General features: G+C 34.6%; 17 protein-coding genes. 11 read left to right on the top strand and 6 right to left on the bottom strand.

Going from position 1 to position 21,278, the window contains the following annotated elements; genetic code table 11:
* Positions 1-304 precede the first annotated feature (304 nt).
* The 3 genes from K7G79_RS07920 to K7G79_RS07910 all read left to right on the top strand — a co-directional run bounded on the left by K7G79_RS07920 (position 305) and on the right by K7G79_RS07910 (position 3,008).
* Positions 305-712, top strand: coding sequence for a c-type cytochrome (locus K7G79_RS07920; RefSeq protein ID WP_223550813.1), 408 nt, complete (start codon positions 305-307; stop codon positions 710-712).
* Between the two features lie 84 nt (positions 713-796).
* Positions 797-2,026 carry a hypothetical protein gene (locus K7G79_RS07915; RefSeq protein WP_223550811.1) on the top strand — a complete coding sequence of 410 codons (1,230 nt, stop codon included), beginning with the start codon at positions 797-799 and terminating at the stop codon, positions 2,024-2,026.
* A 565-nt stretch (positions 2,027-2,591) separates the two neighbouring features.
* Positions 2,592-3,008 (top strand): c-type cytochrome, encoded by a 417-nt coding sequence (locus K7G79_RS07910; RefSeq protein WP_223550809.1) that lies wholly within the window; start codon positions 2,592-2,594, stop codon positions 3,006-3,008.
* Between the two features lie 2 nt (positions 3,009-3,010).
* Here K7G79_RS07910 and K7G79_RS07905 read toward each other — a convergent pair whose 3' ends face one another.
* Positions 3,011-3,622, bottom strand: coding sequence for a hypothetical protein (locus K7G79_RS07905; protein WP_223550808.1), 612 nt, complete (start codon positions 3,620-3,622; stop codon positions 3,011-3,013).
* Positions 3,623-3,826: 204 nt separating this feature from the next.
* Here K7G79_RS07905 and K7G79_RS07900 point away from each other — a divergent pair, with 204 nt between their 5' ends.
* The 8 genes from K7G79_RS07900 (at position 3,827) to K7G79_RS07865 (ending at position 15,940) form a co-directional block, all read left to right on the top strand.
* Positions 3,827-4,846: a 6-bladed beta-propeller gene (locus tag K7G79_RS07900; RefSeq protein WP_223550806.1), complete on the top strand. Its 1,020-nt coding sequence runs from the start codon at positions 3,827-3,829 to the stop codon at positions 4,844-4,846.
* Complete coding sequence (locus K7G79_RS07895; protein ID WP_223550805.1) at positions 4,843-6,537, top strand: cytochrome c3 family protein; 1,695 nt, start codon at positions 4,843-4,845, stop codon at positions 6,535-6,537. Before K7G79_RS07900 ends, K7G79_RS07895 begins: the two co-directional genes overlap by 4 nt.
* 1,735 nt (positions 6,538-8,272) lie before the next feature.
* The gene (locus K7G79_RS07890; protein ID WP_223550803.1) at positions 8,273-8,926 is read left to right on the top strand and encodes a cytochrome c3 family protein; all 654 of its coding nucleotides are present in this window, start codon (positions 8,273-8,275) and stop codon (positions 8,924-8,926) included.
* Positions 8,927-9,121: 195 nt separating this feature from the next.
* Positions 9,122-10,225: a 6-bladed beta-propeller gene (locus K7G79_RS07885; protein WP_223550801.1), complete on the top strand. Its 1,104-nt coding sequence runs from the start codon at positions 9,122-9,124 to the stop codon at positions 10,223-10,225.
* A gap of 61 nt (positions 10,226-10,286) precedes the next feature.
* Entirely contained in the window at positions 10,287-11,141 is an 855-nt protein-coding gene (locus K7G79_RS07880; RefSeq protein WP_223550800.1) for a cytochrome c3 family protein, read from the top strand.
* A complete protein-coding gene (locus K7G79_RS07875) occupies positions 11,138-13,096 on the top strand; it encodes a hypothetical protein (protein ID WP_223550798.1) in 1,959 nt (652 codons plus the stop codon). The genes K7G79_RS07880 and K7G79_RS07875 overlap by 4 nt, the downstream gene beginning before the upstream one ends.
* Before the next feature lie 26 nt (positions 13,097-13,122).
* A complete protein-coding gene (locus K7G79_RS07870) occupies positions 13,123-14,199 on the top strand; it encodes a cytochrome c3 family protein (protein WP_223550797.1) in 1,077 nt (358 codons plus the stop codon).
* A 40-nt stretch (positions 14,200-14,239) separates the two neighbouring features.
* Positions 14,240-15,940, top strand: a complete 1,701-nt coding sequence (locus K7G79_RS07865) for a tetratricopeptide repeat protein (protein ID WP_223550795.1) — start codon at positions 14,240-14,242, stop codon at positions 15,938-15,940.
* 25 nt (positions 15,941-15,965) lie between these two features.
* Here the strand turns inward: K7G79_RS07865 and rffA are convergent, their stop codons facing one another.
* Genes rffA through K7G79_RS07840 form a run of 5 tightly spaced genes read right to left on the bottom strand, consistent with a single transcriptional unit; the run spans position 15,966 to position 21,129 of the window.
* The gene (rffA, locus tag K7G79_RS07860; RefSeq protein ID WP_223550793.1) at positions 15,966-17,102 is read right to left on the bottom strand and encodes a dTDP-4-amino-4,6-dideoxygalactose transaminase; all 1,137 of its coding nucleotides are present in this window, start codon (positions 17,100-17,102) and stop codon (positions 15,966-15,968) included.
* Between the two features lie 3 nt (positions 17,103-17,105).
* Positions 17,106-18,818, bottom strand: a complete 1,713-nt coding sequence (locus K7G79_RS07855) for a hypothetical protein (RefSeq protein WP_223550792.1) — start codon at positions 18,816-18,818, stop codon at positions 17,106-17,108.
* A gap of 28 nt (positions 18,819-18,846) precedes the next feature.
* Positions 18,847-19,479: an acetyltransferase gene (locus tag K7G79_RS07850; protein ID WP_223550790.1), complete on the bottom strand. Its 633-nt coding sequence runs from the start codon at positions 19,477-19,479 to the stop codon at positions 18,847-18,849.
* Positions 19,480-20,403: a glycosyltransferase family 2 protein gene (locus tag K7G79_RS07845; protein WP_223550788.1), complete on the bottom strand. Its 924-nt coding sequence runs from the start codon at positions 20,401-20,403 to the stop codon at positions 19,480-19,482. It lies immediately after the preceding gene.
* A gap of 39 nt (positions 20,404-20,442) precedes the next feature.
* The gene (locus K7G79_RS07840) at positions 20,443-21,129 is read right to left on the bottom strand and encodes a WbqC family protein (protein WP_223550786.1); all 687 of its coding nucleotides are present in this window, start codon (positions 21,127-21,129) and stop codon (positions 20,443-20,445) included.
* Between the last annotated feature and the right edge of the window lie 149 nt (positions 21,130-21,278).

Below are 21,278 nucleotides of genomic sequence, written 5' to 3'. Positions count from 1 at the left end.
GGTAACAAATGAGGCCTTTACCCCCCCCCTTTAAAAGGACGTTACTTAGCCAATTCGGTTAACGTGAATGCGCAATGTAAAATAACATTGCGCAAGATATAGCAAGCGCTAAAAAGCTTTTTAATCATGGTTTATAATTAGTAGATATTTTAAAAAAAATCATTTTTTTACTTTACCATACTTCTGTCCAACAATTGTCTAAATGAAAACTACTCGATGTAAGCAATATTACCAAACATGATATTTGTCATAAAATATATGATATATGAATTTTAATTTTAAAAAATTTAATTCAGTAAATAATATGAAAAATCAGATTTTTATTACGGTAGCATTGTTTATAGGTAGTTTTGTTTTATTATCAATGAACATTTCAAAAACTTTTGTTCAAGACCCATGGGAAGTTCCTGCCAAATATCAAAAAATGGAAAATCCTTATGCATCTGATGCTGATGCGGAAAATGTTGGCAAAATGCTTTATAGCAAACATTGCAAATCCTGCCATGGCACCAAAGGCAAGGGTGATGGTCCAAAAGCTGAAGGGTTAGAAACATCATGCGGTGACTTTACTTCTGGTTCCTTTAAAGAACAAACCGATGGTTCGTTATTCTACAAAATGATTTTTGGAAGAGATGAGATGCCTGGTTTTGACAAAAAAATTCCAAATGAAAAAGATCGTTGGCTTATTGTTAACTATTTAAGAGGCCTTTAGTCTGTAATCTATTTGAAACTATTTTTAATTAAATATAGACTCAATAAATTACCCATCTGTAACTATTAATTAGAATTACTATTAATGGATAAATCGTTACGCTATATAAGTATCTCACATATAACAGCCAGCGTCACCCAAAGATCACATTACCAATTTTCAAATGAACAAATAAGTGGTTTTGTAAATGGTCTTCGAAAAGAATTTAATGATATTTCGGGACTAATGTTATTGGCTACGTGCAATAGAACTGAACTCTATTTTGAGTCTATTAATACTTCAGCAACTTTAATAAGAGATTTTTTATTAACATTTAAAGGTCATCAAAGTTCAAGTATAGGCAAAACTCTTTTTAAATTAAGTGATGATACAGAAACTACTGTTAATCATTTATTGCAAGTATCATCAGGATTGGAATCTTCTGTGTTAGGTGATGCAGAGATCATTCATCAAATTAAAAAAGCCCATCAGTTTACAATAGCCCATCATTTACAGGGTTCTTTATTGGAACGTGCTTTACAGGCTGCCTTTAAATGTCATAAGCGCATTAGTAATGAAACCCACTTTAGGGACGGAACTACATCGATGGCCTATAAATCTTTAAAAACCATAAAAGATTCGTATGAAAAAGCAGCGCTAAGGTCAATAAATATTCTTTTTGTAGGTGCCGGAGATATCGTTAAGCAATTGTTTAAGTATAACTCTAAATTTAATTTCAAAAATATTTACATTACGAATCGCACTGAGCAAAGAGCCAAGAACTTATCTAAAGATTACCATTGTCATGTATTTGACTGGAACAATCTTTTGGAAAACAGACTTGAGGATTTTGATGTCATTATTAGTGGCATCAGCAATTCTGAGAACCTCATCAAAAAGGTGCCTCAAAACAAACAAAAAGTGATACTCATCGATTTATCTGTGCAGGGCAGTATTGACAGGGCTTTGGCCAATGAAGACCATATTACATATTATGACCTAGATGCCATAGCCGAAGATCTTAAAGAGGTAAAGGAACAGCGATTTTCGGCAATTGATGAGGTTAATAAAATTATTGCCCATGAACTTTCAGAATACTGTAAGTGGTTACATGAGGCTCCTTTAAGGGAATTACTGGCGGAATATAAAATAAAGGTAGCCAAAAAAGTGAATACCTATTTTGAAGCAGACAAAGAAGAAGAAAAAATTACAGCTGTAACCAATGAGGTGATGAGAAAATTGATGAGCAAACCAGAAACCTTCATGTCGTCATCAAAAATGGATAACATAATTTCTGAACAGGTAACTAAATATTGTATTGAAAACTTAAAATAATCCCATGACTAACTTGGAAGGGGCAATCCTAAACTTTATTAGGTTGCCCTTTTTTATTTTAAGAACCATTCCTTTATTATTTAAAACGCAACAATTCCCCAAATTAATGGATTGGCTATTAAGGCTTACGCAGGACAATAGGCATGTTATTCCAAAGGATTACATTAATTTAAAAGCTATATTTAAGTTATCTGTATCATATTTTACTAAAACAGTCACTTCTCTATCCGTTATTCCTTTTAATAATACCTCTTGAGCTTTGTTCAGCAGTTTGAACTGAATGAATGTCGAACCTTTTAATGTTAGAATTAGATAAATTAAATTTACCTTATAAAAAATAAAATTACACTTACTAAACTTGTTGAAATACTTATCCTTCAATTATAACCGGTAGACCTTAGGGCAAAACATAAAAACCCATAACCATAAAATGTAATGGTTTTTAAGTTGTTCAAAGATTTTTATATTTTAGAGAAGCATTTTTCTGGAATATGGAAAAAAAGATGTTAAAACGTCTTGGGCTTGGTAGAATTATAAAATAAGTGGCCCTTAAATATATAATATCATGAAAAACAAGATTTTAATAGTAACCTTACTTGCTTGTATATCTTTTGTATGCTTGTCCTGGACTACCAAATTTCAGGCAGAACAAGACAGTAATTGGGAAGTCCCAGAAGCCTATACAACCATGAAAAACCCTTATGCCAATACAATAGATACCGAAAATGTTGGGCGTGCACTTTTTTTAAAACATTGTAAGTTATGTCATGGGCAATATGGAAAAGGAGACGGTATAATGGCGGAAAACTTAGATATAGAAATTGCCGATTTTACCAAAGCTACTATTCAAGCACAAACCGATGGTTCGCTTTACTATAAGTTTTTATTTGGGCGTAACGAAATGCCTGCTTTTAAAGCAAAAATCAAAAACGAGGAAGATCGCTGGCTACTTATAAATTATCTTAGAAAATTAGGCGAATAATTTTAATTAAACGTTATGGTTCCCCAGGTATCCGGATTTGCTATGTTTGCAACTTCGGGCCAATAGCCATGTTGCTCCAAAGGATTGCTTATTTTAAAAGCCATTTTTATTTGTATGCCAGCTGATGGGTTTAAGCCTAACTTTGAAAAGCTTATCCTAAATTCAATATTGTCATTCCCTTCTTTAAAAGGAAAATTATTGGCCATCCAACCCATAGGTAGTGCTGAGCAATCCTCCCAATAATAATACTGCCCAACTGCAGAACAATTACTATATGATGAATGAAACCAGTAGCATTGTTCACCCCAATTATGGGCTTCTAAATTGCTGCTAATAAGGACCTCGGCATTATGATTACTGTTTTCTGAATTAGTTAAATTTTTAAAAGCTACATATAAATTTTCGGTATCATATTTTAAATAAACCGTTACTAGTGTTTCTGTTAGCCCCTCTATGGTTATGGCCTTGGCATCGAACCACTCGTTTTCATCAAGAACACCATCTGTAATTATTTGGGCATAATTGCTCTTGTTGAGCTTCAAAAGACTGTTTTGAGCCTGATTATCAATACAATAACAGCACATAACCACAAAAAAGCATAAAACCTTCTTCATAAGTTTATCTTTAGTACACTACCCTAATTTTTATAAAACTATAAATACAAAAACAACAGCTCTTTAGTACTGCAATTTATAATAATTCCATATCCCTTAATATGACAATTATCACAATTTTGCTCATAACAATACATTACATTTGTTTAGTTACCATTTTTACAACCCAATAAAAAATAGGTATTGGTTTGGATAATAAATACTATGCATCAGTATAAAATACATAGGTTTTTTTTAATTACGGGATTGATACTGTTTTCACAAACTAAGGTACAGTCGCAGGATACCACCTATGTTGATATCCTAGATTTTTATGCCACCAATACGGTAAGCTGGATCAATCAAATTCCGGCTTTAAAAGAAAATGTTAAAAAAACAAAAAAAGGTTGGTTCAAACGGTTGCTCTTAGGTAAAAGTGACATAACCACCTTGCAAAAACCTGTTGGATTGATTGGTTTTGACCACGAAGACTGTATCATCTTCGATCAGGGCCATGGTACGATCTTTATGGCCGAAGACAACAAACTTGAGATCCCAAAATTTCTACGAAAGGATGAAACCTATTATCCCTCCTTGGTTGGGGCCTGTATGCTACCGGATAAACGGATTTTATTTACCGATTCCAAACTCAATAAAATCTTTAGCTTTTCAGCAGACAGAAAAGAAGTTACCGAACTCAACAGCAATTTACAGCTTACGCAGCCTACCGGTATTGCCTTTAACAAACATAACAACCAGATATGGGTGGTGGAAACGGGCTTACACCGTATTACCATTTTAGACCCATTTGGCCAATTTTATAAAACCATTGGCACCAGGGGTAAAGGGAAAGCTGAATTTAATTACCCAACCTCCATCTGGATAGACCATAACGGATGGGCCTATGTGGTAGATGCCCTTAATTACCGTATCCAAATATTTGATGACGAAGGCCGTTTTATATCCATGTTTGGCCAAAATGGCAATGGCACCGGTTTTTTGGCCAGTCCCAAAGGCATTGCTACCGACAGTTATGGACATATTTATATTGTGGACGCCCTGTTTCATGGGGTACAGATTTTTGATGCCAAAGGCAATTATTTATACCAGTTTGGAACACAAGGGAGCAACCCTAGGGAATTTTGGATGCCTTCGGGGATTTTTATTGACGCCAAGGACCATATTTATATAGCAGACAGTTACAACAATAGAATACAGGTATTTGAACTTAATTATTCACCATGAAACCACTGGTACTACTCATCGTAATATTTATGGCAATACCTTTAAATAAGGTATATGCACAAGGTGTTTCACAGTCCAGGCATAATTTGTCTGCCTCTGGGAAAGGTGCTGTAAAAACTATGGATGATGACAGAGTCTGTATCTTTTGCCATACCAGTCATACCAGTAACCCAAAAGCCCCCATGTGGAATCGTAAACAGTCTGGGGCCATCTATACCCTGTACGACAGTTCTACTTTGAACGCCAAACCGGGACAACCCGATGGCACCTCCATGTTATGCCTGTCCTGTCATGACGGTACCGTGGCTTTGGGCAATACCTATAAAAACCCCAACAGCATGTCCTTTGCCCATAGCATGACCAAACGGGGTAACCTGGGTACCGATCTGTCTGACGATCACCCCATATCCTTTATCTATGATGAAAGTTTGGCAGCCGGAGATGGCGAATTAAATAATCCTGTAACTCTACCTTCAAATGTGCTAGATAAAAATGAAAAATTACAATGTACCTCCTGTCATGATTCGCACAAAGACATCGTTGGCAATTTTTTAAAACAAAGTAACGAATTTTCGGAGCTTTGTTTTACCTGTCATGAAAAAACCTATTGGGAAAATAGCAGTCACAACACAATAATGAAAACCTGGAATGGTACTTCTACAAATCCATGGTTGCATATGGATTCTCCCTATACCACGGTCTCCCAAAATGGCTGTTCCAATTGCCATGATATCCACAACGCTAGTGGTAAAGAGCGCTTACTAAAAAGGTATGCAGAAGAAGAGAACTGTCTGGATTGCCATAATGGCAATGTTGCTGAAAAAAATATACAGTTGGAACTTTCTAAACCTTATCGCCATAATGTATATGGTTATACAAATATTCATGATCCAATAGAATCAAATATTAATAAAACCAAGCATGTGGAATGTGTGGATTGCCACAATGCCCATGCCTCAAACTCCAGCACCGCTGAAGCCCCTTTGGTAAAAGGTGCAAATTTTGGGGTCAAGGGGATAAGCCAGGCTGGTATCGAAGTAAATCCTGCAGTAAATGAATATGAAATTTGTTTTAAATGCCATGCCGATAATGCCATGGTACAGGAAAAAACATCCCGTTATCTGGGATCTAGCAATACCAGACTGGATTTTAACCCTAATAACATTTCCATGCATCCGGTTATTGAACAAGGTAAAAATCCGAACCCTAGAGGTTTGATAACCCCTTATGATGCAAGTAGTAAAATTTATTGTTCCTCCTGTCATGCCAGTGATGGTGAAAACGCACCTGCAGGACCACACGGTTCGATTTATCCACGTATTTTAAAAGCCAACTACAATATGGATACAACACCCCAGATGGGCAAAAACTGGCCATATGTCATGCAAGGCAATTTTACGCTCTGCTTTGAATGCCATGAAGTCAATACGGTTACTACTATCCATATGCAAATCAGTGAAGGGCATTTTATGGAGACCATAGGCTGTAATGCCTGCCATGACCCCCATGGGTATGAAGGCGGTACGATGAGTGAAAATGCCTATGGCATTAATTTTGACCAAAGCGTGATCCAGCCCAACCCTATAAATGGCCGTATGATTGATCTCGATCAAAAGAAATGTTTTATGACCTGCCATGACCCCCGTGGTGTGGTGAATTATACCCATAAAGCCGAAGGCTCTGATTATTAAGGTCATTGTGAGCCCTTGTAAAGGGCGTGACAATCTCATGAATTGAACCGTCATTGCGAGCCCTTGATAAAGGGCGCGGCAATCTCATGAATTGAAACGTCATTGCGAGCCCTTGATAAAGGGCGTGACAATCCCATGAACAGGAACTCCACACAAAAAGACTGCCACGTCACCATCACTTTGGCTCCTCGCAGTGACCAAATGAAAACATCATTGCGAGCCCTTGTAAAGGGCGTGACAATCCCATGAACAAGAACTCCAAACAAAAAGACTGCCACGTCACCATTACTTTGGCTCCTCGCAGTGACGAATAAAACCGTCATTGCGAGCCCTTGTAAAGGGCGCGGCAATCCCATGAACAGGAACTCCAAACAAAAAGACTGCCACGTCGCCATTGCATTGGCTCCTCTCAGTGACATAATAGAACCGTCATGGCGAGCCTTTCAACTACGCTCAAGACAAGCTACACGAAGCCATCCCATGAATTGAACGTCATTGCGAGCCCTTGATAAAGGGCGCGGCAATCTCATGTAAAGGAACTCCAAACAAAAAAACGGCCACGTCGCCATTACATTGGGCTCCTCGCAGTGAAGTCATCACGAGGCACGTAGTAACGAAGTGATCTCCTTATAGTTAGTTCAGTACTCCCAATTAGGAGACTGCTTCGCTCACTGCGCTCGCTCGCAGTGACGTCATGGCGAGCCTTTCGACTACGCTCAAGACAAGCTACACGAAGCCATCCCATGAAATGAACGTCATTGCGAGCCCTTGTAAAGGGCGTGACAATCCCATGAACAGGAACTCCACACAAAAAGACTGCCACGTCACCATCACTTTGGCTCCTCGCAGTGGAGTCATCACGAGGCACGTAGTAACGAAGTGATCTCCTTATAGTTAGTTCAGCACTCCCAATTAGGAGACTGCTTCGCTCACTGCGCTCGCTCGCAGTGACGTCATTGCGAGCCCTTGTAAAGGGCGTGACAATCCCATGAACAAGAACTCCAAACAAAAAGACTGCCAAGTCACCATTACTTTGGCTCCTCGCAGTGACGAATAAAACCGTCATTGCGAGCCCTAGTAAAGGGCGTGGCAATCTCATGTAAAGGAACTCCAAACAAAAAGACGGCCACTTCGCCATTACATTGGGCTCCTCGCAGTGTCGTCATCACGAGGCACGTAGTAACGAAGTGATCTCCTTATAGTTAGTTCAGTACTCCCAATTAGGAGACTGCTTCGCTCACTACGCTCGCTCGCAGTGACGTCATGGCGAAGCCTTAAAAATCTCAAGAATAACCTATCGAATTCCCCTACATTTTTTACACCGTTTTAAATTATAAAGCATTGATTATAAATACAATAAAAGATATTTTTATCCGATTTAATTTTACAAAAAATTAGGAGCCAACTAGAAGAATTGAGCAATTTCAAGTCTTATTTAAATTTATTTTAAATAGCGTAATATACTGTTATATAGTTATTTACAAAAATGCTAAAAACAGGTGTTTTTCACAAAAAAAAAAAATGTCGCTCTAAGGATAAATTATTATTAACGTAATTTACTATATTTCAATACATTATATATTTTATAAAAAAAAGTAACGATAAAATTATCGATAAGCAGAAAATATGACTTTTGTCATATTTTTTACTGTGTATGGTAGTTATCTTCATTACAATTAATTAACATTATTTTTAATAAATACATGTATATATAAAAAACTTAAATTTAAGTCTTATGAAAACAACAAAATCTTTATTTTTAACATTATTATTATCGCTGTTAGGGGTCTATGCTTTTAGTCAAACATGGTCAACAACCAATATTGGTAATAATTTATCTACTACAGCACATAACTTTGGATCAAATGGTACCTACACATTTGCTGATTCACAAAATGTTGGTGATGGAAATGGTGTTTGTGCTGTTTGCCATACACCTCACAATTCTGTTACCACACTCCCTTTATGGGACCATGCAGCTTCATCCAGTGCATTCACAGAATATACTTCCATAACAAATACTCTGGATGGTACTTTTACTGCAGTTTCAGGTGCATCTGCATTATGTCTATCATGCCATGATGGCACAGCTAATATGGATAATTATTCTAAATCAGATAATGCTGGTATTGCAATGACTGATGGTGTTCCTGGTGATTTTGGTACAGATTTATCAAATGATCATCCAATTTCAATTTCCTACCCAGCCGATAATGTTGCTGCAACTCAACAAATGGACTTTGCTAGTAATTTACCTGCAGGTTTTTTATTTAATAATAATGTAGAATGCGCCTCTTGCCATTCACTTCATAACCCTGCTGTGGCACAAAAATTATTAAGAGTATCTAACGACAATAGTGCATTATGTTTAGAATGTCACATTAAATAATAATTATTTAATTCAAAAAAAAAGGCGATAAATATTATCGCCTTTTTTTTGTTAAACCTTAACCAGAATTACTTTATCAAAATTTTAAAAACCTTAATTTATAAGGTAAATAAGCTGACGTTTATCATAGTTTAAGCCCTATATTTCAAGTAATTTTATTATTAAATAAACTAATTTTATAATAAAACAACAACTATGTATACTAAATATTTTTTATACTTTACTGTAACAATCACTTGTCTTTTCAACTTTTCCTGTAGCCCTAAACTCAACCCAGATTATAATACGGGTTTGACTGAAAAAATACTATATCCAAGATATGCCGATACAGCCCGCTTTCAGTATTTGAAAGGTTTTTCGGCTAATACAGATATAGAGATACAGTCTAAATTTGATCAGGCCTTAACCGGGATAAAAAAAGTTGAATTTATGAGTAAACCCTACGGAGTTACTGTGGAAAAAAGCAAAGTTTATGTAGCGGATATTGGTTTGCCAGGAGTAAACATTATTGATCTAGAAAAAAAAACCTTCAAACAGTTTAAACCCATCCACAGAGATTTCACATTCATCCTGTCAATGGCAGTTGATAGTAATGATGATCTATATCTGTTGGATACTAAAACCATGACAGTAATTATTTATGATGTAGATGGCAAATTAAAAGATCAATTTAAGGTTCCTGAAAATTTAAGACCTGTAAGGATTAAGATAAAAGATGATAAAATTTATATAGGAGATATAGGTACCGGGAAAATTTATATATATAGCAAGGAAACTCATGAGCTCATTGACCAAATTCCAAAAAAAGAAGTTGTAGAAGGTGACAAAAATTTTGTATATATGGTCATGGATTTTGATCTTACTGACAGACATATATATATCTTGGATGCCGGTGAATACAAGGTAAAAGTTTTTACAATTGATGGTGAACTAGTTTCCAGTTTTGGAGAAAATGGAAAAGGATATGGGCAGTTTGTACGCCCAAAAGGTATTGCCGTTGATAAAGAAGGATACATCTTAGTTTCAGATGCCGCGACAAATGCTGTTCAACTTTTCAATAAAGATGGACAGTCACTTATGGCTTTTGGAATGCCTTATGGAATAGAAGCAGGAAAAAATGTTCCTGGATTATATCTTCCAGGTTCTATAATTATAGATTACCACAATTTAGATTACTATAAACCTTATATAGACTCAAAATATAATTTGAAATATGTTGTTTATGTAATGAATCAATTTGGCGTCAAAAAGTTAAAAGCCTATGGTCGATTGGAATTAAAACCAAACCAAAACCAATAATATAAAAATTCATATTTTTTAGATTAATTGACAAATAGGAAATTGTGCATTTCAAATCAACATGAAAGTAAAATATCTCATATTTATCATATTATTTGTGGGCATATTTATTGCTGGTTGCTCTGTACAATCAGGTTATAAAGTAAAATCTTTTTTTTTCGATGGTGTACCAAATCCAAATGCATTTGTTGTGCAGGATACTACAGTAACTATTATTGAGAAGGACTCGGTAATAGTTGAGGCGCCGATTGTTAAAAAAGAAGAAACACTTATTTTAGGTAGTATTCACACTCCTTTTAAAGAATATAAATGTTTTGAATGCCATGATGAAAAAAACAGAACCAAAGGAAAATTACCATTAACAGAGCTTTGTTATACTTGTCATAATGGATTTAAAAAAAGCTACCCTATTGTTCATGGCCCGGCAGAATCGGGAAGATGTACCATGTGTCACAGCCCACATAAAACAGACGAAAAAAAATTGATTTATAGTTCAAAACAGGATTTATGTCTACAATGTCATGAACAACATGATGTTATGGCCAATACTATTCATACCAATATTGAAGAACAGAGTTGTTTGGAATGCCATAATCCTCATGGTGGAGAAAACAGAGCCTTTTTAAAAAAAGAAGCCTGTTTGCAATGCCATAACAGTATTACAGATAAAAAAGCAACTTTACATGGCCCTGTAGATGCTGGTGAATGTGCTACTTGTCATTTACCACATGAATCTAAAGAACCAAAATTATTGGTAATTAATGGAACCTCTTTATGTCTGAGGTGCCATGTTACTAAAGATGTGTATTCAAAACCATACCATGTTAAAAATAAAAAACAAAGTTGTATAGCATGTCATAATCCACATGGTAGCAATGAGGCTTTTCTTTTGATTAAGCCTATCAATTCATTATGAAAAGATTAGTAGTCACATTGGTGTTCTTTTTTATGGGTATGCTTTTCTACTCACAGCAAACCAATATAGCAAAAGCCCCTTGGAGGTTACTATCTTATAGTGGTAATTTAAATGTAAATGGGAGTTATTATAAATCGTTTTTTGAAAAAGTGGAAGATGAGAATTATGGTTACCAATATGGTGTGGGGGGGTTTATTTCAACGCAAAGTTATGTATACCATCCAAACTTTTTAACTTTAATTGCGTCAATTGGGTATCAACCCCAGTTTGGTGAAGTGGTGTCATCCCAGATACCTGATTATGTTACAGGAACATCCGCATTACAATACAACATTAATGCAAATTTTTTACAATCCTTCGACTATAAAATTAATACCTATTTTAATTATGTTAAACAAAATAATGAAGATCGCTTTTTTAATCGCAACATCACTGACAAAAAATGGGGTGCTGAATTAAAATATAATAGAGATTATAGTGTTAGAGCCAATTTTGAACAAGAAAATATAAAACAAATAGATAATAATTCTAGCCGGGAACTTGAAGTGTCTTCAACCTACTTTAAGGGGTCTATTCTGAAATCTTTTTTTGATAACGATCGTAACGAATTGTCATTTAACATTCAAAGAACAACTTCTGAACAAATTAATATTTTTAAAAATTCAAATGAAATTCTAAATGTAAATTATTCTAATACAATTTATTTAAAAAAGAATAAAACGATTCCATTCAATTCGAGAATATTTTTTTCAAAACAAAAAGGAACATTTAATGATCAAATCATTGGTCTTAACGAAAGCTTAACTATGCCTATCGCAAAAAAATTAAATTTTCATAGTCGTTTTGGTCTAAGAAGGACCGAAAGAGAATTTCTAATGATTAAAAACTTGAATTTAAGTGGGAGTCTAAATTATCAACTTTATAGCAGTTTAAGAACTAATTTACAAGTAAATTACAATAGAGCTGATCAGATAAAAAACTTTAATTTAAATAATAAATCAGTTAATTTTAGAACTAACTATAATAAAAATATACCTTTTCTTAAAGGTAATATTCGTCTTGGTTACTCCTATGAATATCAGATTCAAAATAGAACAAATGAAAAAAATGACTTTACAATTTTTAATGAAGAACAGGTGTTGCAGGATGCTAGTATAGTAATATTGAACAGGCCAAATGTTATTATTGAATCTATTGTTATAAAGGACATTACAGGCACACTCATTTATGAAGAAAATTTAGACTATATTTTGATTCAAAGAGGAATTTATGTTGAGATCCAGCGTTTGATTGGAGGTAATATTTTAAACAATGCTTTAATACTTATAGACTATAATACCTTTCAAAACGAATCTTATGATTTTAATGGTAAAGGTAATGTATTTGAAACAAGATTAAACATTTTGGACAACCTACTCAGGTTGGAATATTTGTACGCTAAAAAAATTTATGAGGTTAACTCCGGTAATAAAGGTAACTTAGGGCTAAACGCCTTTACTCAATATACCTATGGCGCACATTTGAATTATAATATATGTAGAGGAGGCATTTCGTATTTAGACAATTCAAGTGAAATTATGCCCTTTAAGCTATGGAGTTATTATTTTAGTGTTAACAAATCTCTTTCTGCAAAACTTAGAGTTATTATAAATGCTAGGGTTGATGATTATATTATGTATTTTAATGAAGGTGATACCAACAAAATTTCTACACTTTCATCAGACATGGCTTATAATCTGAATCCCAGTACCAGATTTGTTTTTAATCTTAGCTATAATGAACAAAAGGGTATACAACAGAATTTTAATTTAATCTCAGGTAGCGGTGAAGTCAAAAAAAGATTCAATCAGCTTTTATTCTCATTGAGTCTTAGGTATTTTAACAGAACAATTCCTAATATAAAAGACAAAACAAGTTATTTTGGGGCTAATTTCAGAATACAGCGAAATTTTTAGAATATAATGACATAAAACCATAAATCATGAAACAGTTAAAGAGCGCAGTACAACACTACAGCAGGACAATCCTAACAGGGTCAGGGCGTTATTTAGGGATTCTTTTATTACTATTGGGGCTGTCTTTACCCGCCCAAAACAGTACAGATAATAACTGTACCACCAATTGCCACCAACGTACGGTAAAAAAAGATATTTTACATGGGCCCACCGCTACCGATTGTACCAGCTGCCATGAGCCCAATGGCAAGGAACACCCTGTAGAGGACGTATCGGCCTTTAACTATTTTGCAGAAGGTGCCGACCTCTGTTATTCCTGCCATACCGAACTTAAGGAAGAGCATAGTTTAAAATATGTGCACAAACCTACCAAAAATGGGGAATGTACCGAATGTCATGAGGTACATAGTTCCAACGATCCCAAATTGGTATTTACCAAAGCCCCCGATCTTTGCTTTTTCTGCCATAGTGATTTTGATGATGATCGGGCCACGGCAAAATCGGTACATACAGCATCCTATACTGGAGCAGCCTGTTTGCAGTGCCATAACCCGCATGCCTCGGTAGAAAGAAGACTATTGGTAGGCAATAACCGCGAATTGTGCCTAAACTGCCATAACAAAACCATTAAAAAAGAGGATGGTACTACCCTGGCCAACATTGAAAAACACTTAAATGAAAGCACTCATGAACACAGAGCCTTAGGCAGAAGCTGTACCTCTTGCCATAGCCCTCATTTGGCTGACAGGGAACGGTTGCTTAAGGAAAACTTTACGGTAGGCATTTATACAGAAGGTATTGAAGACAATTTTGCTTTATGTTTTCAATGCCATGATACCGATCTGTTCAATTTAGAAACCACCAATGCAAGCACGGAATTTAGGCAGGGCGATCGTAATTTACACTTTGTACATGTTAATAAAACCAAGGCACGTAATTGTACGGCCTGCCATGACATTCATGGTGCACAAAACACCAAACTCATAGCAGCTACCGTTAAATTTGGGCGATGGGATATGCCCTTGAATTTTATACCCAACGACAATGGGGGCACCTGTGCTACAGGTTGCCATAAAGAACGAAGTTATGCAAGGACACCTTAACAGAAACAATGAAAGTTAATTTTATGGACTTAATATTCCGATGAAACAAAAAAGTGCAAACATATACTATAAAATTTTAAGTCATTTCCCGTTATTGATTTCGATTATAACGGTTATCCTATATTATCATTCCCTTTTTGGAGAATTTATAATTGATGATGTAACTTATTTAGATAATACCAAATTAACCTCATTAAACCCATTAGATATCAAAGCTGTTTTTGTGGAGGCGACCAACAAATGGGGAGAACTGTTGCCTTTACGGGATTACTTATATGTTCTAGAATACAATACTTTCGGAAAATGGACCACAGGATACCATCTAGTAAGTCTACTGTTATTTATAGCTTCGGGATTTATGGTGTATTACTTCTCAAAGTTGCTCTTTGAAGACCGCATATTTAAAGATCAAGCTCCTGCGAATAAGTATTGGCCTGTGCAGCTATCCGCCTGTATCGTCATGAGTTTCTTTTTATTAAATCCCATGTATGTGGAATCGGTGGCCTATATCTCTGGTCAAAAGGACATCTTATCAGTATTCATGATTTTAATTTCTTTGGTTTTCTTGTATAAAACTGGAAAAAAATCCACTAAACCCATGTATTGGATTTTTGGTTTGGGTATCCTCTTCCACTATTTAGCCGTATTATCAAAACTGTCTGCGCTAGCTACCATTATTTTTGTTCCTTTTTTATGGTTGATAACGAGCGATAAAAACCCTAGGCATTTATTAAAATTAGTTGGATTTTGGTTACTGGCGAATATCCCCGTTTTTTTATGGGTACAATATATTTTAACATTGCCATCCTTAGGGAAAATATTTGTATACACACCACTATTTGAAAGACTAATGAGAGCCATAAATATTATAGGCATTCATTTAAATAGGATTACCTGGCCCAATGAATTGCGTTTCGGTTATGAATTTCTATGGCCTAAAGCAAATGATTTTCATTGGTATACCAATTTCAATCTTTATTCTTTAATTGGCTTACTTTTTATTTTTGTTTTAATCTTTTTATTTTTTAAATACCGAAAATCTTATATCACCTTGGGGATGCTCTTTTTTATCATCTACTTAGCCCCTGCCTTATCTATTTTTCCCGATCTACCCAATGAAAAGATCTATGATCGTTATTTGGCGCTTCCGCTCATCGGTATTTTTATAGTTATATTGGGTCTACTGTATCTCTTACAAAAATATTGGCCTAAAACCAAACTGGTGCTGGCCGGGTGTGTGGTGTTTCTCTGTGTGTGCTGGTATGTCATGACAATTAACTATATTCCAGTATATAGAAATGATGTGACTGTTTGGGAAAATAATTATAGGTTAGATCCAAACAAAGATTTTAATATTCATGCCTATATTAGGGCATTGATATTAAATAAGAAATTTACACAGGCAGAGTTTGTTATTAAAAATATTGACTCCAAAGTAAATGTTAATATGTCTGATGCACTAATAGAGTATTATTTAGGTTTTAATTATTTTGCTCAAGAAAAATATGAATTGGCAGAACCTCTGTTGTTTTCGTCAACAATTAAGGCTTATAAATCTGGTGCATATCCACATGCTAATTATTATTTGGCCATTATTTATTTAAATAAAGGTGAAGTTGAAAAGGCCGAAAAGCTACTTAGAGAACAATTAGCACTTCCAAATAAGGTATTATTGGATGTTATTAAGATTGAAAAATTATTAGAAGAAATTCAACAGTTAAAACAACATCAAAACAATTAATCTTAGTCATAAAAAAATATAAATTTTAAAAGTCAATCTTTATTGTACTTACAATATAGTCGATATCTTTTTGAGACAGCTCATAAAAAAACGGCAGTCGCACAAGGGTATCGCTGAATCGGTCACTATACATTAGTGTTCTTCCATCGTGTTTGTTCTTATAAAAAGGGCTTTGGTGCAGGCTTAAATAATGAAACACCGCAAGAATACCATGGGCTTTCAAATGGCTGATGATTGCACTGCGTTGCTCTGGAGTTTGGCACACCATATAAAACATGTGGGCATTGTTGGTAGCGTAGTCGGGGGTTTGCGGCAGCATCACCCCTTTCCGGTTTGCCCATGGGTGCAAGCCTGTATAATAGGCATTCCAATGTTGTTTGCGTTGGTGTTGTATGTCGTCCAGATTTTCGATCTGTGCCCATAAAAAAGCGGCAAGGATATCGGAAGGTAAAAAGGAAGATCCCACATCTACCCAGCCATATTTATTGACCTCTCCTCTAAAAAAAGCAGCCCGGTTGGTGCCTTTTTCCCACACCACTTCGGCTCGGCAGAAAAATTGCGAATCGTTAATGACAAGCATACCGCCTTCGCCCGAAGTCAGGTTTTTGGTTTCATGAAATGAAAAGGTGGCTAAATGGCCTATACTTCCCAGTGGTTTTCTTAAACCATCTTTTCCGGTGTAAAAACTGTCTATGGCCTGGGCGGCATCCTCTACAACATATAATCCATACTTGCTGGCCAGTGCCATTATGGTATCCATATCGCAGGCTACGCCAGCATAGTGTACGGGAACAATGGCTTTGGTTTTGTTGTTAATCAAGGTCTCCAGAGTACTGGTGTCCATATTGGCGTGATAAGGAAGGCTGTCGGTAAACACAATCTTGGCCCCTTGTCTTACAAAGGCATTGGCGGTACTGACGAAGGTGTATGAGGGCACAATCACCTCATCGCCCGGTTGGATATTCAATAAAATAGCCGCCATTTCCAAGGCATCCGAACAGGAGGTCGTGAGCAGGCATTTCCCAAAACCATAACGCTGTTCAAAAAATTGCTGGCACTTTTTGGTGTATTTTCCGTTGCCCGAGATAAAACCCCCTTTTAAAGCGTCTTCAATATAAAGGGTTTCCTTGCCCGAAAAATGGGGTTTGTTAAATGGAATCATAGCTTACATTTTTATATGGTAGGTGTGTTTAATAAGCATGTTATTATCCGTTACTGGTATAATTTCTTCCTTAAAATTACATTTTGGATAATTTGAAAGATAAAAGTCATACACTTTTTTTCCAAACATGGAATAATAAATATCATTTTGAAAATACCAGACGATGTCCTGGTTAAATATGGTATAGACCCCCAAATTTCTGTTACCCGTATAGTGTTCAATTTTGTCCTTGTTGGCTGGACTACCAGCTAACCATCCCAAAGAATAGGCCTTTGTGTTTTTAAATGGTGTATCGAAAATTGGATAAAACTGTAAAACCACCCAGCTCACATAAAAAGATTCTGGTCTGGCTTCCAAAGCAGCATGAATTTTTTGGTTGGTTTCAAATGCTTCGTTAACCGCATCCATTTTCATTACCGACTTTGATAGGGGCACAAGAAGAACGCCAAAACTAAAAATAAAAAGTCCCATTTTTAAATATTTCAAATTTCTAATGGCAATCCGTTGAAAAAGATGGTCAAAATTTAAAAAGTAGATTAGCAAAAGACCTATTGGTAGTAATAATCCAAAAGTAATATTGGGCTTTAATTGACCCTCTACATATATCAAAATAATTAATGAAATTATCACAACATAGATGAATGCGGAAAATAGTATGAGAAGTTGCTTCCATTTATGTTCAATAAAAAAAAGCGTCAATAAAATAAATACAAGAAGCCATTGAATAAAAGTTTTAAAATAATTATAAAATACTTTAATTATTGTTTTCAGGTTCTCATAAATATAAGCCAAGGAGATTTTTTCAGTCAATTTCGGACCAGAATATGCAACTTTTATTAATTTGTCTTTGGTAAATTTCAAATGACCTACATCTAAATTAAAAAAAGCTACTAGCTCGAGATCTTTAAGGCTCCAGCCAATCTCTTTCAATAGTTCAGCACTAAGGTTAAAACGCATTTGACTATTGTCAGATGCCGTAACTTTAGATCTTAACTTATTGAATTCTCGATATTCTTTGAATTCGATATGCTTATTGTAGACTATATCGTCTATTATGCCTGACCCTATGCTTAAAAGTACGGAAAGGACAATAAAAAGAAGCTTATTATAGTGTTTTGTGTAGAGTAAGTAAGCAAATAAAGGGAGGCCCAAAAGGAGGATCATTTTAAAAACATCTGCGCGTATCAATGCCCCTAATACCATAAGAAACACCCCAAACCCCATCTCAAGGTAGCTTTTATTTTTAGCTGTGAAAATTAATAGCACCCCCCCTATCAAGACAACGGCTGCCACTACGGTAAAAGTAATAAATAAAAGACTCGTCATTATTAAGGCCAGTATCAAAACATGCCTAAAAATTTTTAACCAAAGGGATTCATTTGTAGTTGCAAACGCATATTGAATGGCAAAATAGCCCATAAACAGCGCGCTAAGCAAATACCAGCTGTACCAGTTTATCGTTGGTGCATAAGTGAAAAGAAGTTTTAATATATAACCGAGTATGACATTAGTAAAAAGTAAAAATTCAGAAGGATTCCCGGAGATGGCACCTGAAGCAATGGCATTCATGGCGGTATCATCATTTAATGAAAAAAAAACAGGAAATATTGTAACAATAACAGCAAACTCAAAAAGACAACAAACAAATAGAATGGGTAACTTTGATACTGAGTTTTCTGAAAAACGGTTTTGAAAATCTGTTATAATATTTTTCATTATTTACTAAAGATAGTCAAGTTGAATTTTAACGTATAAACCTTGCTGGGTTTCCGACATAAAGTCCTGATTCAACAATATTTTTAACAACAACGGTACCACCTCCAGTTTGTGTATTCGAAACAATATTTATATTGTCAATAATAGTGGTGTTGATTCCTATATTACAGCATTCCTCTATTTTTACAAACCCTGCAATACTCACCGAAGGTGATAAAAAAGAGTGTTTACCAATAATGGAATCATGAGCGATGGAACAGCTATTGTTAATAATCGTATTCTCCTCAACTATAGAATTTATATCTATACTGCAATTAGGATAAATAACGCATCCCTTTCTAATGATAGCAGTTCCGTCTGCCCATGACGTACTATGTATAATTTTTCCAAAAGGAATCTTATCTTTTAATTGGCTGTATATTTCTTTCCTTTTATTTAAATAATTATAGCCAATGCCAATAATTAATTCATCAAAAAGTTTTTTGTCAAATAAATAATCAATTTGATTTGTTTTTCCAATAATCTTAATGCCATTTATTTCTTTTTCTGAAGAAAAATCATCTATAAAAACTACTTTAGAATAATGATTATCCGTTAAGGCATAATGGGCTATTTGTTCTCCCAATTTTCCAGCTCCAACAATTCCTAAAACTTTTTTCATTTAATAGATTTTTCTAATTATGGCATTAGGCCTGTTTTGTACTTGGTTAAAGATTTTATAAATATAAATCCCTATAATTCCTAAAAATGTTGTAATCACACCTAAAATCAATACGTTTATCACCACTAAAGATGTCCAACCGAGCTGAACAGACTCACCTAAATATATTTTCTTTAAGACCAAATATAAACTTGCCAATAAACTACCAAAAGTAATAGTTAATCCAGTGTAAAATAAATGAACTAAGGGTTTCCCTGAGAAAGATGCAATGGCTTGAACCATAAGCGCAATGCGTTTTTGTGTGTCATAAGTGCTTTTTCCTGTTCTTCCTTTCTTTTTAACAGGAATACCAACTTGATTAAATCCAACCCAATGCATCATACCACCTAAAAACAGGTTGGAATCTCCCAATGTAAGAAACTTTTCGAGGTAGCTACTTTTCATTAACCTTTCGGTTAACATGTTTTTTGGTATTTCTACATCAGAAAATTTAGATAAAAGCCACCAAAATAGTTTTCCACCTAAACTTTCAATAATTTTTCCCTTTCTTTTTTCTTGAAATCCGTAAACCACATCTATATTGTCATCTTCATTCATTACCTTAAAACAATCAATCAAAAAAGAAGGTGAAACCTCCAAATCGTTATCAATTAAAAATATAAAATCTCCCTTTGCCTCTTGGAGTCCAATTTGCATGGCGTAGTGATGACCAAAATTTCTAGATAAATCTATAATTTTTATTTGGGGAAGTTTACCCTTTCTTTCTAATAAATATTCTAATGAATCATCTGGCGAACCATCATTTACGAAAATCAATTGGTAATCGGTTATTTCTAAAAAGGCAATCGATTCAGTAATTTCTTTGAGAAAAGATTTTAAAAATGGTTTTGAATTATATAAAGTGGAAACTACAGATAATTTCATTTTTATAGACTTAAATTAAATAATATGTTTTATCAGTCATCATTTTAAATTTAAAATATTTTTAGCATTTTCTCCCTCATTAAATAGCAAATCAACTATGGAAACTTCATGAACAAAAGGCGGGTAAAGTTGGTTGTATTTTTTATAATTTGAATAATCCATCCATGTTAATTCAATTTTTTCATTTAAAAAGGTTTCTTCACTTAAGTAGCTTTTAGCAGCAGGCCCAGTTAAATATTCGGTGGCATTTACTTTTTTTAGCAGATCAACCACACGATCTTCTTTTGCTCCTTTTAAATTATAATTTCTAGAATCTTCGAAATCTGTTTTGATTTCTAATAAATTACAAATTAATTTTATAAGGTGCTGATTCAACTCAGAAAGATAAGTCCATTTTTTTTCAAAATATACATTTTTAAATAACTCTTGATAGGTATTGAAATAAGGCGCATTGGAATAGTTTTGTCTTAAAATTTCCCAATGTTTCTGTTGCCAAATTTGATTTTGCAGTTTGACATCACAGATCAATCTATTAAAGTCATATCCACAAGGAAGTGTAAGCCACTTTAAACCATTCGGGGTTTTTATTTTGTTTCTGTTGCGCCAATCATTCTTTGTATATTTTACATCATCATAGAAAACAAATAAATCAACTTGGTTTATTAAATCGAAATAACCTTTCCAAGGTATGTAGTTAGATTGAGATATAGCTACTTTTTTTTTCAATTTAAATTCATGCATTAAGTTAAATTACCTTAATAACACTATCAAGTCTAAGTGTTAATTATTACACAACTAATGATAATTCAAAGAGACTATATTTCCTTTGTAAATTTATAGTTCATTAAATTTAAAGTATAAATGAGCTGCCAATT

It is taken from the genome of Aestuariivivens sp. NBU2969, from assembly GCF_019931125.1.
In the GTDB taxonomy this organism is placed as follows: Bacteria; Bacteroidota; Bacteroidia; order Flavobacteriales; family Flavobacteriaceae; genus Aestuariivivens; species Aestuariivivens marinum.
Note: the sequence above shows the minus strand (reverse complement) of the source record. Positions and strands in the feature narration are given on the sequence as shown.

Coding starts and splice junctions, on each gene's coding strand:
- K7G79_RS07870 (WP_223550797.1), top strand. CDS start 13,123: ATGAAACAGTTAAAGAGCGCAGTACAACACTACAGCAGGACAATCCTA.
- K7G79_RS07905 (WP_223550808.1), bottom strand. CDS start 3,622: ATGAAGAAGGTTTTATGCTTTTTTGTGGTTATGTGCTGTTATTGTATT.
- K7G79_RS07910 (WP_223550809.1), top strand. CDS start 2,592: ATGAAAAACAAGATTTTAATAGTAACCTTACTTGCTTGTATATCTTTT.
- K7G79_RS07920 (WP_223550813.1), top strand. CDS start 305: ATGAAAAATCAGATTTTTATTACGGTAGCATTGTTTATAGGTAGTTTT.
- K7G79_RS07850 (WP_223550790.1), bottom strand. CDS start 19,479: ATGAAAAAAGTTTTAGGAATTGTTGGAGCTGGAAAATTGGGAGAACAA.
- K7G79_RS07865 (WP_223550795.1), top strand. CDS start 14,240: ATGAAACAAAAAAGTGCAAACATATACTATAAAATTTTAAGTCATTTC.
- K7G79_RS07885 (WP_223550801.1), top strand. CDS start 9,122: ATGTATACTAAATATTTTTTATACTTTACTGTAACAATCACTTGTCTT.
- K7G79_RS07890 (WP_223550803.1), top strand. CDS start 8,273: ATGAAAACAACAAAATCTTTATTTTTAACATTATTATTATCGCTGTTA.
- K7G79_RS07900 (WP_223550806.1), top strand. CDS start 3,827: ATGCATCAGTATAAAATACATAGGTTTTTTTTAATTACGGGATTGATA.
- K7G79_RS07855 (WP_223550792.1), bottom strand. CDS start 18,818: ATGAAAAATATTATAACAGATTTTCAAAACCGTTTTTCAGAAAACTCA.
- K7G79_RS07880 (WP_223550800.1), top strand. CDS start 10,287: ATGAAAGTAAAATATCTCATATTTATCATATTATTTGTGGGCATATTT.
- K7G79_RS07845 (WP_223550788.1), bottom strand. CDS start 20,403: ATGAAATTATCTGTAGTTTCCACTTTATATAATTCAAAACCATTTTTA.
- rffA (WP_223550793.1), bottom strand. CDS start 17,102: ATGATTCCATTTAACAAACCCCATTTTTCGGGCAAGGAAACCCTTTAT.
- K7G79_RS07875 (WP_223550798.1), top strand. CDS start 11,138: ATGAAAAGATTAGTAGTCACATTGGTGTTCTTTTTTATGGGTATGCTT.
- K7G79_RS07895 (WP_223550805.1), top strand. CDS start 4,843: ATGAAACCACTGGTACTACTCATCGTAATATTTATGGCAATACCTTTA.
- K7G79_RS07915 (WP_223550811.1), top strand. CDS start 797: ATGGATAAATCGTTACGCTATATAAGTATCTCACATATAACAGCCAGC.